This is a genomic window from Oceanobacillus arenosus, from assembly GCF_003369575.1.
GTDB classification, from domain to species: domain Bacteria; phylum Bacillota; class Bacilli; order Bacillales; family Amphibacillaceae; genus Oceanobacillus; species Oceanobacillus arenosus.
Genome location: NZ_PIOC01000012.1, coordinates 24,397 through 41,837 on the forward strand (window position 1 = coordinate 24,397; position 17,441 = coordinate 41,837).

At 36.9% G+C, this 17,441-nt stretch carries 17 protein-coding genes; all 17 read left to right on the forward strand.

Annotated features, from left to right (window positions below):
• Window positions 1-183: 183 nt before the first annotated feature.
• Complete coding sequence (gene sucC, locus CWR48_RS07080; protein ID WP_115772549.1) at window positions 184-1,344, forward strand: ADP-forming succinate--CoA ligase subunit beta; 1,161 nt, start codon at window positions 184-186, stop codon at window positions 1,342-1,344.
• A gap of 30 nt (window positions 1,345-1,374) precedes the next feature.
• Entirely contained in the window at window positions 1,375-2,277 is a 903-nt protein-coding gene (gene sucD / locus CWR48_RS07085; RefSeq protein ID WP_115772550.1) for a succinate--CoA ligase subunit alpha, read from the forward strand.
• Window positions 2,278-2,376: 99 nt separating this feature from the next.
• On the forward strand, window positions 2,377-3,285 hold the full coding sequence (gene dprA, locus CWR48_RS07090) for a DNA-processing protein DprA (protein WP_115772551.1): 909 nt from the start codon (window positions 2,377-2,379) through the stop codon (window positions 3,283-3,285).
• A 125-nt stretch (window positions 3,286-3,410) separates the two neighbouring features.
• Window positions 3,411-5,489 carry a type I DNA topoisomerase gene (topA, locus tag CWR48_RS07095; protein WP_115772552.1) on the forward strand — a complete coding sequence of 693 codons (2,079 nt, stop codon included), beginning with the start codon at window positions 3,411-3,413 and terminating at the stop codon, window positions 5,487-5,489.
• An 840-nt stretch (window positions 5,490-6,329) separates the two neighbouring features.
• Complete coding sequence (xerC, locus tag CWR48_RS07100; protein WP_115772553.1) at window positions 6,330-7,238, forward strand: tyrosine recombinase XerC; 909 nt, start codon at window positions 6,330-6,332, stop codon at window positions 7,236-7,238.
• A gap of 24 nt (window positions 7,239-7,262) precedes the next feature.
• A complete protein-coding gene (gene hslV / locus CWR48_RS07105) occupies window positions 7,263-7,808 on the forward strand; it encodes an ATP-dependent protease subunit HslV (RefSeq protein ID WP_115772554.1) in 546 nt (181 codons plus the stop codon).
• 20 nt (window positions 7,809-7,828) lie between these two features.
• Window positions 7,829-9,223, forward strand: a complete 1,395-nt coding sequence (gene hslU, locus CWR48_RS07110) for an ATP-dependent protease ATPase subunit HslU (RefSeq protein ID WP_115772555.1) — start codon at window positions 7,829-7,831, stop codon at window positions 9,221-9,223.
• 27 nt (window positions 9,224-9,250) lie between these two features.
• Window positions 9,251-10,030, forward strand: a complete 780-nt coding sequence (codY, locus tag CWR48_RS07115; RefSeq protein WP_115772556.1) for a GTP-sensing pleiotropic transcriptional regulator CodY — start codon at window positions 9,251-9,253, stop codon at window positions 10,028-10,030.
• Window positions 10,031-10,442: 412 nt separating this feature from the next.
• Window positions 10,443-10,838: a flagellar basal body rod protein FlgB gene (gene flgB, locus CWR48_RS07120; RefSeq protein ID WP_115772557.1), complete on the forward strand. Its 396-nt coding sequence runs from the start codon at window positions 10,443-10,445 to the stop codon at window positions 10,836-10,838.
• A gap of 2 nt (window positions 10,839-10,840) precedes the next feature.
• Window positions 10,841-11,293 carry a flagellar basal body rod protein FlgC gene (flgC, locus tag CWR48_RS07125; RefSeq protein ID WP_115772707.1) on the forward strand — a complete coding sequence of 151 codons (453 nt, stop codon included), beginning with the start codon at window positions 10,841-10,843 and terminating at the stop codon, window positions 11,291-11,293.
• A gap of 15 nt (window positions 11,294-11,308) precedes the next feature.
• On the forward strand, window positions 11,309-11,614 hold the full coding sequence (gene fliE / locus CWR48_RS07130) for a flagellar hook-basal body complex protein FliE (protein ID WP_115772708.1): 306 nt from the start codon (window positions 11,309-11,311) through the stop codon (window positions 11,612-11,614).
• Between the two features lie 65 nt (window positions 11,615-11,679).
• Window positions 11,680-13,278, forward strand: a complete 1,599-nt coding sequence (fliF, locus tag CWR48_RS07135) for a flagellar basal-body MS-ring/collar protein FliF (protein WP_115772558.1) — start codon at window positions 11,680-11,682, stop codon at window positions 13,276-13,278.
• Between the two features lie 12 nt (window positions 13,279-13,290).
• A complete protein-coding gene (fliG, locus tag CWR48_RS07140; RefSeq protein WP_115772559.1) occupies window positions 13,291-14,304 on the forward strand; it encodes a flagellar motor switch protein FliG in 1,014 nt (337 codons plus the stop codon).
• Window positions 14,297-15,046, forward strand: a complete 750-nt coding sequence (gene fliH, locus CWR48_RS07145) for a flagellar assembly protein FliH (RefSeq protein WP_170140722.1) — start codon at window positions 14,297-14,299, stop codon at window positions 15,044-15,046. Before fliG ends, fliH begins: the two co-directional genes overlap by 8 nt.
• A 3-nt stretch (window positions 15,047-15,049) precedes the next feature.
• Window positions 15,050-16,369 (forward strand): flagellar protein export ATPase FliI, encoded by a 1,320-nt coding sequence (gene fliI, locus CWR48_RS07150; RefSeq protein ID WP_115772709.1) that lies wholly within the window; start codon window positions 15,050-15,052, stop codon window positions 16,367-16,369.
• Entirely contained in the window at window positions 16,369-16,815 is a 447-nt protein-coding gene (gene fliJ / locus CWR48_RS07155; RefSeq protein WP_115772561.1) for a flagellar export protein FliJ, read from the forward strand. Before fliI ends, fliJ begins: the two co-directional genes overlap by 1 nt.
• Window positions 16,816-16,819: 4 nt before the next feature.
• Window positions 16,820-17,428: a MotE family protein gene (locus CWR48_RS07160; RefSeq protein ID WP_170140723.1), complete on the forward strand. Its 609-nt coding sequence runs from the start codon at window positions 16,820-16,822 to the stop codon at window positions 17,426-17,428.
• Window positions 17,429-17,441 lie beyond the last annotated feature (13 nt).

The window sequence follows — 17,441 nt, forward strand, 5'->3', positions numbered from 1 at the left end:
AATGAATTTGAGTCGCCTTTTTTATAACAAATATTTCGTTTCTTTGAAAAATCGTAAATTCTTCAGTGGTCTCGAAAATGAGTCCATCTCTTTTTGTAATTATTAATCTGTTCCATAATTCTTGTTTATTTTGTTAATTTTTAATACAATGAAGTTGCAGTTAAATTGATAGGAGGATGGAAGATGAATATTCACGAATATCAGGGCAAAGAGCTTTTACGTGCGTTTGGTGTCAAGGTTCCTAATGGATATGTTGCATTTACAGTGGATGAAGCTGTAGAAGCGGCTGAAAAGCTAGGCACAAATGTAACCGTTGTAAAAGCGCAAATCCATGCAGGGGGACGTGGAAAAGCTGGTGGTGTCAAGGTTGCTAAAAGCTTAGATGAAGTTCGTACATATGCGAATGAAATATTAGGAAAGACGTTAGTTACCCATCAAACGGGTCCAGCAGGTAAAGAAGTTAAACGCTTACTTATCGAAGAGGGCTGTGACATACAAAAAGAATATTATGTTGGTGTCGTACTCGATCGCACAACATCTAGAGTAGTTATGATGGCTTCCGAAGAGGGTGGAACAGAGATTGAAGAAGTTGCTGAGAAAACTCCGGAGAAGATTTTCAAAGAAGTAATCGATCCTGTAATCGGACTCTCTCCTTATCAAGCTCGTAGACTAGCATTTAATATTAATATACCGAACGAATTAATTAATAAAGCAGTGCAATTTATGACAAGTCTATATCAAGCATTTGTGGAAAAAGATTGCTCTATTGCGGAAATAAACCCACTTGTAACTACTGGTGATGGTGAAGTTCTTGCGCTTGATGCTAAATTGAATTTTGATGATAATGCATTGTATCGTCATAAAGATATACTAGAATTCCGCGACCTAGAAGAGGAAGATGAGAAAGAAATCGAAGCATCGAAATATGATTTAAGTTATATTTCTTTGGATGGAAATATTGGCTGTATGGTTAACGGTGCAGGACTTGCGATGTCGACAATGGACATCATTAAACATTATGGCGGCGACCCGGCTAATTTCCTTGATGTTGGGGGCGGTGCAACAGCAGAAAAAGTAACTGAAGCATTTAAAATAATTTTATCTGACGCTAATGTTAAAGGTATTTTTGTAAATATCTTTGGTGGAATCATGAAATGTGATGTTATTGCTGAAGGTGTTGTCGAAGCAACTAAACAAGTAGGATTGGAAATACCGTTAGTCGTTCGCTTAGAAGGAACAAATGTTGATTTAGGGAAGGAAATTTTGAAGGAATCGGGACTTAATATAACTGCTGCAGACTCAATGGCTGATGGCGCTGAAAAAATCGTTTCTTTAGTGAATTAAATAGTAAATAATAGAAAGGACGGACGACAAATGGGTGTATATATTAATAAAGATACAAAAGTAATTGTTCAAGGGATTACTGGGTCTACAGCTACATTCCATACGAAACAAATGCTAGAATACGGCACCAAAATAGTTGGCGGTGTAACGCCTAAAAAGGGTGGCACAGAGGTAGAAGGTGTACCAGTATTTAATACATTACAAGAGGCAGTAGATGCAACAAATGCAACAGTTTCGGTTATTTATGTGCCAGCGCCATTTGCAGCTGATGCAATTATCGAAGCAGTTGATGCGGATTTAGATTTAGTAATTTGTATAACAGAGCATATCCCAGTTTTAGACATGGTAAAAGTGAAACGCTATATGGAAGGCAAGAAAACGCGTCTTATCGGACCAAACTGTCCTGGCGTTATCACGGCTGATGAAACAAAAGTAGGGATTATGCCAGGTTACATCCATAAAAAAGGTCATATTGGTGTTGTATCGCGTTCAGGTACCTTGACATATGAAGCAGTTCATCAACTAACACAAGCAGGTTTCGGTCAATCATCTGCTGTTGGTATTGGTGGGGATCCTGTAAATGGGACAAACTTTATTGATGTATTAAAAGCATTTAATGAAGATGATCAAACAGAAGCAGTAATCATGATTGGTGAAATTGGTGGTACCGCTGAAGAAGAAGCAGCGGAATGGGTGAAGGCAAATATGAATAAACCTGTCGTTGGCTTCATTGGTGGTGCAACAGCCCCTCCTGGAAAAAGAATGGGACATGCTGGAGCTATTATTTCAGGTGGGAAAGGGACTGCAGCAGAGAAAATTCGTGTGATGGAAGCTTGTGGTATTGCAGTTGCAGAAACACCTGCAGTTATGGGAGAAACAATGATAAGAGTGCTGGAAGAAAAAGGTCTAGCAGAAAAATGTAAAACCCATTAAAATCAGCGTATTTCCGCAATTATATTAAGCTAGGATAGCTGGAACCTAATCATTAAGTTGTAGGTTCCAGTTTAATCAATAAGATAAGGAAGTGATGTATTGAATCAGCAACGAAAGCGGCTCATCCACATTAGCAGATGCCGTGGCTTAACGAGGAGAAGTATCCGGAAAATCCTCCATCAAGACCCCACTTTAATACAAATCTATTCGATGTCCCCTACAGATATTTGCAAACAGTTTTCTCTTCCAATGAAAAATGCAACATTATTTTATCAGGATCTTCATAATCTAGGAATAATCAAACAATTAAATGTAGATTTGATAACCTTCAAAACTATCACAATACTTGACGAAAACTACCCGCGTGTGTTAAATACAATTAAAGATGCGCCACTCGTTTTATATGCAGTTGGTGATTTATCTTTGTTGTCCATAACGCCAGCATTAAGCGTAATTGGAACGAGGAATCCATCTAATGACGCAATGAAGAAGGTGGAGCATATTGTGAAACCATTGGTGGAAGAACAATGGACAATTGTAAGTGGCATGGCAAAAGGAATTGACAGTTATGCACATCTTGTATCCTTGAGAAGTAATGGCAAGACAATCGCGGTTTTAGGGGGTGGATTTCACCATATCTATCCCAAACAGAACCTCCCTTTGTTCCACCAGATTGCTAAAACAGGATTAATTATCTCGGAATACGCTCCAGATCAACCACCTGCCAAGTATCATTTTCCAGAAAGGAATCGAATAATCAGTGGATTAAGCTTTGGTACATTAGTTATTGAGGCAACGGAAAGAAGTGGCACATTGATAACTGTTGATCAAGCTTTAGATCAAGGCAGAGAAGTTTATGCTGTACCCGGTTCTCCTCTAATGGCACAAACGAAGGGCTGTCATCAGCTAATTCAAGATGGTGCGAAACTAGTCATAGAGGCAACGGATATTAAGGAAGATTGGAATAGAATAAAAAATTACCAGGCAACATTTATAGATGAAGTTTAATGTACGAATGAAACGTGAGTGTTTAATTAATGAGTATAGTAAGATTGACAAAAACAGCTTCTATCCTTACTATTAGTGAAAGATTTTAAATATTAATTGTCAACCTCATTTTAGGAGGATTTATTATGTCGGAATATCTAGTAATCGTAGAATCACCAGCAAAAGCAAAAACAATCGAACGTTATTTAGGAAAAAAATATGAAGTAAAAGCATCAATGGGGCACATACGTGATCTACCAAAGAGCCAAATGGGTGTTGATGTAGAGGATAACTATAATCCAAAATATATAACAATTCGCGGAAAAGGGGAAGTATTAAAGGAACTACGTAAGTCAGCAAAAAAGGCGAAGAAAATATATCTCGCGGCCGACCCCGACAGAGAGGGAGAGGCAATTGCTTGGCATTTAGCCCATATTTTAAATGTCGACGAAACTTCAGATTGCCGTGTTGTTTTTAATGAGATAACAAAGGATGCAATCAAAGAATCTTTTAAGCATCCAAGATCAATTGATCTTGATTTGGTGGATGCACAGCAGGCGAGACGTATTCTTGATCGCTTAGTTGGCTATAACATCAGTCCGTTACTCTGGAAAAAGGTTAAAAAGGGACTCAGTGCTGGTCGAGTACAATCCGTTGCCCTAAAAATGATTTTAGACCGTGAAAAGGAAATCGAAAACTTTGAACCAGAAGAATACTGGACAATCGAAGCAAGCTTCCTAAATGAGAAAGAGTTATTTGAAGGTTCATTTTATGGAGTCGATGGCGAAAAACAAGAGCTTAAAACAGATGCAGATGTAGAAGAAATTACCAAAAAGCTAGAAAATGATCATTTCAAGATCGACAAAATCAATAAACGTGAACGAAAACGGAATGCACCTAAACCATTTATTACCTCTTCGCTTCAACAAGAGGCAGCGCGGAAATTAAATTTCCGAGCAAGAAAAACAATGATGATTGCACAACAATTATATGAAGGAATCGATCTTGGTAGAAAAGCGGGCGGCATTACAGGTTTAATTACGTATATGCGTACCGATTCAACGAGAATCTCCGATACAGCGAAAGAGGAAGCAAAAGGCTTCATTGAAGAGAAACATGGGAAGGAATATCTTGGAACAAGTGCACCAGTGAAGAATAAAGAAGGTGCACAGGATGCGCATGAGGCAATTCGTCCAACATCTGTATTAAGGGAACCGAGTTCACTGAAAGAAATATTATCAAATGATCAACTTCGTTTATATAAACTAATTTGGGAACGATTTTTAGCTAGTCAAATGTCGGCCGCAGTGATGGACACGATGACCGTACATTTAATTAATAATGGCGTGGAATTCCGTGCGACAGGTTCTAAAATTAAGTTTAAAGGTTTCATGAAAATTTATATTGAAGGTACAGATGATAATAAGAAGGTTGAAGATAAACTACTTCCTGATTTAGCAGAAGGTATGGTCGTTGATACGAAAGAAATCATACCGAGTCAACATTTTACACAGCCACCTCCAAGATTTACGGAAGCAAGGCTAGTACAAGTAATGGAAGAACTCGGGATTGGTAGACCGTCAACCTATGCGCCGACAATCGATACGATTCAGCGCAGAGGGTATGTATCCATTGATAATAAGCGCTTTATGCCTACAGAACTCGGCACGATCGTTAATGAATTAGTGGAAGAATTTTTCCCTGAAATTATCAACGTTGATTTCACTGCCAAGATGGAAGCGGATTTGGATTCCATTGAAGACGGAAAGCGTGAATGGGTAACCATTATTGATGACTTTTATCAAGGATTTAGTAAACGACTTGAGATAGCGGAAAAAGAAATGGAAAAAATAGAAATTAAAGATGAACCAGCAGGAATTGATTGTGAAAAATGTGGTCATGAAATGGTTTACAAAATGGGAAGATACGGTAAATTCCTAGCGTGCTCCAATTTTCCGGAATGCCGAAACACAAAACCAATTTTAAAAGAAATTGGCGTTAAATGCCCGACATGTAAAGAAGGGAACGTTGTAGAGCGGAAATCTAAGAAACGCAGAACATTCTACGGCTGTGACCGATTTCCTGAATGTGATTTTGTCTCATGGGATAAACCAATCGCAAGACCATGTCCGAAATGTGATTCACTTTTAGTGGAAAAGAAAAATAAAAAAGTAACACATGTACAATGCACAAATTGTGATTATAAGGAAAATGAACAAAGTTAATTACGTGCTGCCCATCCTCAAGGTGGGCAGCATTGTTTTGATCTTGGATTGAACATTTGAAAGCAACTGAAACTCCTATTATTTATTATAAATGCTATATACCTAAGATATTTTGCTAATTAATATTACGAAGTAGATATAAAGTGCGGATTAGTGACAATTTTAAATTCAGTTCTTTAGAGAAGTTGAAATCACTCAAAAGGTTACATTGTTTTACTTCAATATAAGATCGTTTATAAGTGGTAAGCCGCTCTTTTATTAGTGATTTTTTGTAACCCCAGCAGAAGAAATACCCGAAGACTCCTGCGGGAAGAAGAGCCTACGAAGTGCGACAGCACAAGTAGGCTCACCAGCTCCCCTAAGGTGCGCGAAGGGTATGTCTGGAGCGATTAGCCTGAGAACCCTATGCACTAAACTAGTCCGCAGTTTATCCAAATACTGACATGTAATATTAAGTGACTCCTAATAAAATTTTACAAAGACTAAATAATAATGATTCAACTTATTTAATTTTGGGAAAACTACTTAAGAAGAATTCAATTAGAATAGAATGTTCAAAAAATGGCAATATTGGAAAATAGTGCAGTTTCACAAAAAATTCACGAAATCATTATGGCAGCGTTTTAACACGCAATATTTATTGACTAATTAATACCAAGCCTTTATAATATCGCATTGGTAGGATGATTTTAGTTTATTGGGCAAATTAACAAATCATTTAAAAATACCATAAACACATTATTGGCTATGATTCAGAATTTTGTTGCAATTTAGTTAAATTTATTGCATCAACTGAATTAGTATGATATGATTTATTCGCAGTCCTTTTGAGGTGCTAAAATGAAAGAATTCTTAACTTCATTTCGATCTTTTGTGGAATATTTACAGATTGAAAAAAATGCTTCCCCTAATACGGTGAAGTGTTATCAGAATGATTTGGAATCATTTTTGGAATTTCTAAATCAAGAGGGGATTCATCAGTTGAATGATGTGAATCATCAGGTTGTTCGATTGTTCTTAACGGGTTTATACGATCAGAAACTAAGTAGAAGATCGGTATCTAGAAAAATTTCGTCACTACGAAGTTTTTTTAAATTCATGGAACGAGAGAAGCAGGTTGAATCAAATCCGTTTATTCAAGTAACTTTACCAAAAACAACGAAACCGATTCCAGGTTTTTTATATATGGAAGAACTCGAGAAGCTGTTTGAAGTTAGTGATATGACGGATCCTTTAGGCCAACGTGATCAGGCAATCTTGGAAACTCTATATGGTACAGGAATTAGGGTAAGTGAATGTCAGGGAATCAAGCTAAGTGATATTGATTTTTCAATTGGTACTATTTTTATTATGGGAAAGGGTCGGAAAGAACGTTATGTTCCTTTTGGAAGGTATGCAGAAATTGCCATGGAGACGTACATCCAAGAAGGCAGACAGAAGCTACTGAAAAAGTCCAATACAGAAACTAACGCACTATTCTTAAATGCGCGAGGTAATCCGCTAACAGTTAGGGGTATCCGACTTATTCTGAATAAAATGGTTGATAAAGCGGCATTAACTGTTCATGTACACCCACATAAATTAAGGCATACATTTGCAACCCATTTACTTAATGAAGGTGCTGATCTCCGTACCGTGCAAGAACTACTTGGTCATGAAAATTTATCTTCCACTCAAATCTATACTCATGTAACGAAAGATCATTTACGAGAAGTGTACATGAAGAGTCATCCGAGAGCAAATGATTAAATGCTACTAAAGAGGTGATCGTTTTTGGCAAATGAAATGCATGCTACAACTATTTTTGCGATTCAACATAATGGACAATGTGCGATGAGTGGCGATGGTCAAGTGACACTTGGCAATGCCGTTGTTATGAAGCATAAGGCGAAGAAAGTTCGAACGTTGTATAATGGTCAAATTCTAGCTGGTTTTGCTGGATCTGTTGCAGATGCATTTACTTTATTTGAGAAATTCGAAGGAAAGCTAGAAACCTTTAATGGAAACTTAACACGTGCTGCCGTTGATTTAGCCCAAGAATGGCGAAGTGATCGAGTATTGAGAAAATTAGAAGCGATGTTGATTGTGATGAATAAAGAACAAATGTATTTAGTTTCTGGTACTGGAGAAGTGATTGAGCCTGATGATGGAATACTTGCAATTGGTTCAGGCGGAAATTATGCACTCAGTGCTGGAAGGGCTTTAGTGAGGCATTCAAGTGGGTTATCTGCTAAAGATATAGCACAAACAGCGTTAGAGGTTGCTAGTGAAATTTGTGTTTACACAAATGATTATATTACTTTAGAGGTGCTTGACTAATAAGGAGGTCATTCTAAAGCATGGGAATCGATTACACTCCAAAAGAAATTGTAAGTCAATTGGATAAATATATTATTGGACAAAAGAGTGCAAAGAGGGCTGTTGCCGTTGCGCTAAGAAATCGTTATCGAAGAATGAAGCTTGATGATGCAATGAAAGAAGAGATAATGCCTAAGAATATTTTGATGATTGGACCTACAGGAGTTGGTAAGACAGAGATTGCCAGAAGATTAGCTAAGCTTGTTGGTGCACCCTTTATAAAAGTTGAGGCAACTAAATTTACGGAAGTTGGTTATGTTGGCCGCGATGTCGAATCAATGGTACGTGACTTAGTGGAGATGGCTGTTAGAATGATCAAAGAAGAAAAGATGCATGATGTGATAGATCAGGCACAGCGAAGGGCAAATAAGAAGCTTGTCAATTTATTAGTTCCACAAGCTAAGAAACAAGCAGGCATAAAGAATCCATTCGAAATGTTTTTTTCTAATCAAGAATCTGATCAAGCTGAAAATGATATAAGTGAAAAAGATGAAGAAATGAAGAATAAACGAAAGCAAATCGAGCATAAACTTGCACTCGGTGAGCTTGAAGATCAGATGGTCACTGTAGAAATCGAAGAAATGCCGCCTTCCATGTTTGATATGCTGCAAGGTTCGGGTATGGAACATATGGGCATGAATATGCAGGATGCATTTGGTCAGTTTATGCCATCCAAGAAAAAGAAACGAAGACTTCCTGTCGAAGAGGCTAGAAAAGTATTGACACAGCAAGAAGCACAGAAGCTAGTTGATATGGAAGAAGTTGCACAAATAGCAATCGAACGCGCAGAACAATCGGGAATCATCTTTATTGATGAAATTGATAAAGTTGTCAGTAAGGGAGAAAACGCAGCGAATGTTTCACGCGAAGGTGTACAGCGGGATATTTTGCCAATTGTTGAAGGCTCAACAGTAGCTACGAAACATGGACCAGTCAAAACGGATCATATGTTATTTGTTGCAGCTGGAGCATTCCATATGGCAAAGCCATCTAATTTAATCCCTGAGTTACAAGGTAGATTTCCAATTCGAGTGGAACTTGAGAAGTTGTCGATAGAGGATTTTAGGCTGATTCTAACAGAGCCATCCAATGCGTTAATTAAACAATATCAAGCTTTATTAAAAACAGAAGGTATAGATGTTGTTTTTACAGTCGAAGCTATAGATAGATTGGCAGAAATCGCCTTCCAAGTAAATCAGGATACAGATAACATTGGTGCGAGAAGACTTCATACTATAATGGAAAAATTGTTAGAAGATCTCTCCTTTGAATCACCAGAGATAACGATGGAGAAAATTGAAATCACTCCAAATTATGTTGATCAAAAACTAAAAACTATTGTACAAAACAAAGACCTAAGCCAATTTATACTATAAATTGAAACAATTGAATGGAGGATTATCATGGAATTATTAGATCGCGCAAGAAAAATTAATGCAATGTTACAAAAGGCAACAGGAAAATCGGTAAATTTTAACGACATGTCTGCATCTTTAAGAGATGTAATCGAGGGGAATATTTATATTCTTAGTAGAAGAGGTAAATTATTAGGTTTTGCAGTAACAAAAGAAGTTGAAAACGACCGTATGAAGAAAATGCTAGAAGAAAGACGATTTCCTGAAGAATATACACAAGGACTTTCAAATATCCATGAAACAACTGCAAACCTTGATATTGATAGCCCACAATCCGTATTTCCAGTGGAAAACAAGGATTTATTCAAAAATGGTTTAACAACTGTTGTTCCTATTATTGGTGGTGGGGAACGTTTAGGTACACTTGTACTTGGAAGAGTAAACGAAACCTTTAACAATGACGACCTATTACTTGCTGAATATGGCGCAACCGTCGTTGGTATGGAAATTTTACATGAAAAAACAGAAGAAATTGAAATGGAAGCTAGAAGTAAAGCGGTTGTTCAAATGGCGATTAGTTCATTATCATATAGTGAATTAGAAGCAATTGATCATATATTTGAAGAATTAAATGGTAACGAAGGACTTCTAGTTGCAAGTAAAATTGCAGATAGAGTTGGAATTACAAGATCAGTAATTGTTAATGCATTGCGTAAGCTTGAAAGTGCTGGCGTTATTGAATCTCGTTCGTTAGGTATGAAAGGGACTTACATTAAAGTATTAAACGATAAGTTCTTAGTAGAACTTGAAAAACTACGCTCAAGATAAGTTAGAAAATAAAACAGCCAGGACATGTCCTGGCTGTTTTATTTTGTCGAAATTTAGCGATTTATGTGAGGACTATTTTATTGATCATAACTAAATAAAGGCATCACAGGAGAGTATTACTACCATCACTAATGATTTTTTTGGGTTTATAGAACTAGGTCTAGTTAACTATGCAGCACATTAACTTTCCATAATTATACAAATTTTGGTAAAAAATTTTCTAACTTTAGTTGATATCTCTGATAAATAATCCAAAATACCTATAAATAAAATAGTGCAAAAGATTCAATTGTGAACAAGCAGAGGATATTCTCTATATTTAGTGGACTTTGTCCCATTTATAAATTAAAATATTTGTAGGAACCAATAACTATTGGTCATTACTTAAAGTAACATAATAGGAGGAATTAATTTGGGGTTATTTAGTGGGACTATTCAAAAAATAGAACAATCATTGGACTACTCATCCGCTAAAAATCGAGCGATTTCTACAAATATTGCTAATATTGATACACCAAACTATAAATCTAAAGATGTCGCATTCAAAAACGTTTTAAATGATGCCCTTGAATCCTCAATTAAACCGAAAACTACCCATTCTAAACACATTTCATTTAATCAAACATCATTCACACCTTATCAAGTAGTTACAAAAAATAACACGACTTATAATAATAATGGAAATAATGTTGATATAGACGTTGAAATGGCAGAATTGGCAAAGAATCAAATATACTATAATAGTTTAGTGGACCGGATAAATGGTAAGTTTAGTAGTCTGCAAACAGTATTAAGAGGAGGAAATTAATGGTGTCTATTTTTAACGCGATTAACGCAAGTGCCAGTGCATTAACGACGCAGCGTCTACGAATGGATGTTGTTTCTTCGAATATTGCAAATGCACAAACTACTCGTGCGTTTGTAAATGAAAATGGAGACTATGAACCCTATCGGAGAAAACTAGTGGTTATGGAATCTGGTGAGAAAAACTTTGATTCAATTTTAAAATACGCAACAAATAGAAATGCATCAACTTCAAATGTAACAGTGTCCGAAATCAGGGAAGATGATGCGCCATTTAAGGTTGTCTATAATCCAACACATCCAGACGCAGATGATGCTGGATATGTTCAAATGCCAAATGTCGACCCTTTACAGGAGATGGTCGATTTGATGAGCGCTACAAGATCCTATGAGGCAAATATTACTGCATTAAATGCTAGTAAAAGTATGTTGATGAAGGCATTAGAAATTGGTAAATAAGAAGGGATATAAATGATGAATACATTATTTAACAATGTTGCACAGGTAAATCCGACACAACGAATTAGTACTAATGCAATGACCGCTCCGAAAACGGTGCAAACAAATTTTGCTGATACATTAAAAGGTGCAATCGAAAATTTAAATGATACTCAGATTGAATCTGATAAAGCAACAGAAGCACTGGCTGCGGGAAACATTGATGATATACATAATGTAATGATTTCAGCTCAGAAAGCAAGCATTACACTTGAAACTACCGTGCAAATACAGAAGAAGGTTATTGATGCCTATAACGAAGTAATGAGGATGCAAGTTTAGGTAAAATAACTATATAAAGGAAAAAACATAAATGATGAACATATTGCACGTTGGTGGGGGAACATATGAATGAAATGATAACCAAATGGAGAGAGAATCTCACTACATTCTGGACGAAACGTACGAAAAGACAGAAAGGGGTATTTTTAGGGTCTAGCCTAATCGTTGTACTATTAATTATCGGCATCTCTCTTTTTGCTTCGAACACGAAATTTGTCACATTATATAATAGTTTGTCAATTCAAGAAGCTGGGCAGATTAAGGCAGAGTTGGATACAAGAGGCGTCCCATATGAGCTCCAAGATGGAGGAACAACAATTGCTGTTCCAGAAGAACAAGTTGATACACTTTTAGTTGAACTAGCGGGCCAAGGCATACCGAATAGTGGAAACATAGACTATTCGTTTTTTAGTGAGAATTCTTCATTTGGAATTACAGATAATGAGTTTAATATAATGAAGCTTGATGCAATGCAGACGGAACTTGCAAATTTAATGACTGGTATTGAAGGCATTGAAAATGCACAAGTAATGATTAATATGCCTGAAAAGCCTGTTTTTGCCAATGAGACATCAGAGGAGGCAAGTGCATCCATTGTTTTGACGACAGAGCCTGGATATCAATTTAAAGGAAACCAGATTGAGTCATTATACACACTAGTCTCAAAGGCTGTACCTAATTTACCAGCAGATAATATTGTCATTATGAATCAATATTTTGAGTATTTTGATCGGACATCGGATTCTGGTCTTGCAGCGCAAGATGTATATAGCAACCAACAAGCGATAAAGCAAGATATCGAACGCGATATTAGACAAAGGTTGCAGCAAATGATTGGCACAATGGTAGGGATGGATAATGTGCTAGTATCTGTTACTGCTGATGTTGATTTCACGCAAGAAAATCGTGTAGAAGAGTTAGTAGAACCAGTGGATCTTGAAAATATGGAAGGTCTTCCTGTCAGTTTAGAAACAATACAGGAATCATATTCAGGTATTCCTGCTGGAGGTGGTGTTCCAGGAACTGGTCAAGAGGATATAACCAATTTTCAAGGTACAGTGGATGCAAATGGAGATGGCGATTATAAGCTTGATAAAGAGACCATAAATTACGAATTTAATAGAATTCGTAAAGAGATAGTGGAAAGTCCATATAAAATCAGAGATTTAGGAATACAAGTTGCTGTTGATAATGTCAGAAATTCGAGTGGGACAAAGCTAGAATATTTATCACAACAAGATCAAAGAACAGTCGAACAGGGTATTTCGTCAATTTTGAATTCGATTATTGCGACATCGATTGATGCAGATTACGCAACAGCACCAACAGCGGAGAACTCTTCAATCGTATTCCAGGAGTTTGTTGATGGTACTTCAACGCCACAAGCTGTTACTCCGTTAATCCCTCCGTGGATGTACGTGGTCGGTGGAATATTACTAGCAATTATTATTTTATTAATCATCCTTCTAATTCGAAATAGAAATAAGGAAGAAGATATTGAAGAAGAAATGATTGTTTCTAAACCTGTTTTTCCAGAGGTACCTGATATCGAGCAAACAGAACCATCAGAATCAGATGTACGAAGGAAACAATTGGAGAAAATAGCAAAAGAAAAACCAGAGGAATTTGCGAAACTTTTAAGAAGCTGGATGGGTCAAGATTAGGAGGATTATGAGATGGCAAGACATAAAGGTACGTTATCAGGGAAACAAAAAGCTGCAATTCTTTTAATCTCACTTGGTCCAGATGTTTCAGCACAGGTATATAAACATCTAACAGATGAGGAAATTGAAAAGCTTAGCTTAGAGATTTCCTCTGTAAAAAAAGTAGATTCAAACTTAAAAGAAGAGGTTATTGAGCAATTTCATCAAGTTGCTGTTGCACAGGACTATATTGCTCAAGGAGGTATTGGCTATGCAAAAACAGTATTAGAAAAAGCTTTTGGAAAAACCGAAGCCTCGAATATCATAAATCGCCTTACTTCCTCGTTGCAGGTAAGACCGTTTGACTTTGCTAGAAAAGCTGATCCACAACAGGTTTTAAACTTTATTCAAGGAGAACACCCTCAAACGATTGCACTTATTCTATCTTATCTGGATTCAGAACAAGCGGGTCAAATTCTGTCATCCTTACCGCAGGAAATGCAGGCAGATATTGCAAAGCGGATAGCAACAATGGACTCAACCTCACCGGAGATTATTAGTCAAGTTGAGCAGGTTTTAGAGCGGAATTTATCCTCTTCTATTACAGAAGACTTTACGCAAACCGGTGGAATTGCTGCAGTAGTCGAAGTGTTAAATGGTGTTGATCGCAGCACAGAAAGAAATATTCTGGACGCACTAGAGGTACAAGATCCTGATCTTGCTGAAGAAATTAAGAAGCGAATGTTTGTATTCGAAGATATTGTTATTCTGGATAATCGCGCAATTCAGCGCGTAATTCGTGAAGTGGAAAATGACGATTTACGCCTGGCTTTAAAAGTTGCTAGTGATGAAGTAAAACAAATTGTCTTTACGAACATGTCGCAACGGATGGCGGAAACCTTTAAAGAAGAAATGGAATTTATGGGTCCAGTAAGACTTCGTGATGTAGAGGAAGCACAGACGAGGATTGTGGGTACTATTCGTAGATTAGAAGATATTGGTGAGATTGTTATTGCACGTGGTGGAGGAGACGATATCATTGTCTAAAAATGAACAATCATTAGCATCAAAACGTAGAATAATAGAAATTAAGCCAATTGAACTGAAAAAGGAGGATAAACAGAGCGAGCAATTGACCCAAGAAGATGTTGCTACTTTACGTGCACAGGCAGAAAAGGCAAAAGCAGAGATTGCAAAGTTAAATAATAGAAAAGTATCACTCATCGAAACAACAAAAGCGGAAATTGTAAAAGAAAAAAATGAATGGCAGCAGGAGAAATTAAAGTGGATTGAATCCGCAAAAAAAGAGGGGTATTCTGCAGGGTTTGAACTAGGTAAGGCAGATATTCGTACGGAATATCAAGAAATTCTAAATCAGGCAAACAACATAGTGGAAACGACAACGAAAGATTATCATACAACACTGGAAAAAAGTGAGGAAATGATAGCGCAATTAGCCGTTAAAGTGGCAGAAAAAATTATCAAAACGTCCATAACAGAAAATCCTACAGTCTTTTTAGATATTGTCAAAGCAGCTGTTAAAGAAATAGAGGATCGATCGACAATTTCTATTTATTTGCACCCAATGAATTATGAAATGGTATTTGAGCAAAAACAGGAGCTTGTGAATTTATTAGAAAACGAATCGAAATTATCACTCTATGTTAAAGACGATTTGCCAGAGAATGCATGCATTATAGAGCATCCATTTGGACGAATAGATGCAAGTGTGGATACACAATTAAACCAAATTCGTAATGTTTTGTTAGAGTTAGTGGGTGGCGAATAAATGATGAAATTAACAGACTATGTATCTGTTATTGATCAGGTAGATACCTATAAGTATTATGGAAAGGTGCTGCGTGTTGTTGGCCTAATGATTGAATCATTAGGCCCGCAAGCAAATATTGGCGATGTATGTTATATCCATACCTCTAATAATGGAAAAAAGCCAATCCTCTCTGAAGTAGTCGGATTTAATAATGAACGTATCATTTTAATGCCTTATTCTGAAGTTACCGAAATTGGTCCAGGTAGCATTGTCGAATCTACAGGGAAATCATTAACCGTAAAAATTGGGCGCAGCATGATTGGAAATGTTGTTGACTCACTTGGAAAGCCTTTGGATGGTTCGCCATTACCAAAGGGATTGGCAAATTACTTAACAGAAAACGCACCACCGAATCCAATGCTGCGTCCACCAATTGCAGAGCCTATCCAAGTCGGAGTGAAAGCAATAGATTCACTATTAACGGTAGGAAAAGGGCAACGAGTTGGGATTTTCGCAGGAAGTGGTGTGGGGAAAAGTACATTACTCGGAATGATTGCACGCAATAGTGGTGCAGATATAAATATTATTGCATTAATTGGTGAACGGGGTCGGGAGGTTCGAGAGTTTATCGAAAAAGATCTCGGTCCAGAAGGATTGAAGAAGTCCATTGTCGTTGTTGCTACATCTGATCAACCTGCACTAATGCGGATTAAGGGTGCGTATACAGCAACAGCCTTTGCAGAGTATTTTCGTGATTTAGGCTATCAAGTTAATTTGATGATGGACTCTGTGACACGTGTTGCAATGGCACAGAGAGAAATTGGGCTTGCAATCGGTGAACCACCAACAACAAAGGGGTATACACCGTCTGTTTTTTCCATTTTACCAAAGCTTTTAGAACGCACAGGAACAAATGAGTTTGGGACCATCACTGCCTTTTATACCGTGTTAGTAGATGGTGATGATATGAATGAGCCAATTGCCGATGCAGTACGAGGGATTTTAGACGGTCACTTTGTTATGGATCGTAAAATTGCAGAACGTGGTCAATATCCAGCTATTAACGTACTTAAATCCATTAGTCGTGTTATGAACCAAATTGTCGATAAAGAACATAAGGAAACAGCTGGTGAACTTCGTACGATTCTTGCTACATATGAAGAGAATCGTGAGCTTATTAATATTGGTGCATATAAACGTGGAACCAATCAGGAAATTGATCGCTCGATCTCCTACTACCCGAAGATCCAAGCTTTTTTAAAACAGGATGTTTTTGAGTATAAAACATTAAGCGAATCAATTGAAACGATGAAAGCATTGTTAAATGGAGGCTTAAATTAATGGCGGAAACGGTTGTTTTTTCGAAAATTTTGCATGTACGCGAGAATGAAAAGAAAGATGCACAAAAAATCTATTATCAAGCAATGGATGTTTTTGAAAAGGTTGCATCAGAGTTGTACGTTTTACTAAAGAAAAAAGAAACAGCTGAAGAAATTTATGATCAATATATTCAAACAACAACAGCATTAGATAAAATTATTGATCAAGTAAATTATATTGAACAATTGAATCAACAGATTGTCATGGTTGAGCACAATGTACATAAGGCAAGAACAGACATGGAAACAAAACAATTAAAGCTTACAGATGCACATGTTGAAGTTAAGAAATTCGAAAAAATTATTGAATTACGCAGAGAAACAGAAGCAAATGAAGCAAAACAAGTGGAAAAAGCATTTATGGATGAAATTTCCATGAATCAGTATTTAAGCCACAAAAATGGGTGAGAAAATGGCAGGACAAGTGAATGGATCGAATCAAGATAAGAAAAAACGAAATCCAGTGACATGGTTTCTCTTTGCAATCATCATTCCTATTATCGTCGCGTCTACACTTATCATCATTATTTTGGAAGTAGCGGGTGTTGATGTGGTGGATTGGGCAAAGGAAAAAGTGGGTAACAATCCGGTGGTTTCCAAAGTGGAGAATACGGATGATAACGAAACTCCAATAGTCGAAACGAATGATTTGCAGTCTACAATTGATGAAAAAGATACCGAAATTGATCTATTAAATCAAGATATAGGTAAGCTTCAAGATACGATTAATGAGCTAGAACAGGAAATTGTAAAGCTGGAAAAAGATCAAGTAGATCAAGATACCACTTCATCAACAACTGAGGGAACTCAGCAAGAAACAGATTCGGTTAAGACAGTTGCGAAAGCCTATGAGGAAATGGATAGTGAGAAATCATCCGCAATATTAGAAAGTCTTGATAGAGATATGGCTGTAACAATTCTGCAAACCGTTTCAAATAAAGTTAGAGGAAGTATTTTAGAAGAGATGGACCCAAAGATTGCGGCAGAACTTACAAAATTACTGATGGGATCTGAAAGTTGATGTATTTCATTGA

Coding starts and splice junctions, on each gene's coding strand:
- codY (WP_115772556.1), top strand. CDS start 9,251: ATGGAATTATTAGATCGCGCAAGAAAAATTAATGCAATGTTACAAAAG.
- xerC (WP_115772553.1), top strand. CDS start 6,330: ATGAAAGAATTCTTAACTTCATTTCGATCTTTTGTGGAATATTTACAG.
- fliI (WP_115772709.1), top strand. CDS start 15,050: ATGAAATTAACAGACTATGTATCTGTTATTGATCAGGTAGATACCTAT.
- sucD (WP_115772550.1), top strand. CDS start 1,375: ATGGGTGTATATATTAATAAAGATACAAAAGTAATTGTTCAAGGGATT.
- hslU (WP_115772555.1), top strand. CDS start 7,829: ATGGGAATCGATTACACTCCAAAAGAAATTGTAAGTCAATTGGATAAA.
- fliJ (WP_115772561.1), top strand. CDS start 16,369: ATGGCGGAAACGGTTGTTTTTTCGAAAATTTTGCATGTACGCGAGAAT.
- fliE (WP_115772708.1), top strand. CDS start 11,309: ATGAATACATTATTTAACAATGTTGCACAGGTAAATCCGACACAACGA.
- CWR48_RS07160 (WP_170140723.1), top strand. CDS start 16,820: ATGGCAGGACAAGTGAATGGATCGAATCAAGATAAGAAAAAACGAAAT.
- fliF (WP_115772558.1), top strand. CDS start 11,680: ATGAATGAAATGATAACCAAATGGAGAGAGAATCTCACTACATTCTGG.
- fliG (WP_115772559.1), top strand. CDS start 13,291: ATGGCAAGACATAAAGGTACGTTATCAGGGAAACAAAAAGCTGCAATT.
- sucC (WP_115772549.1), top strand. CDS start 184: ATGAATATTCACGAATATCAGGGCAAAGAGCTTTTACGTGCGTTTGGT.
- topA (WP_115772552.1), top strand. CDS start 3,411: ATGTCGGAATATCTAGTAATCGTAGAATCACCAGCAAAAGCAAAAACA.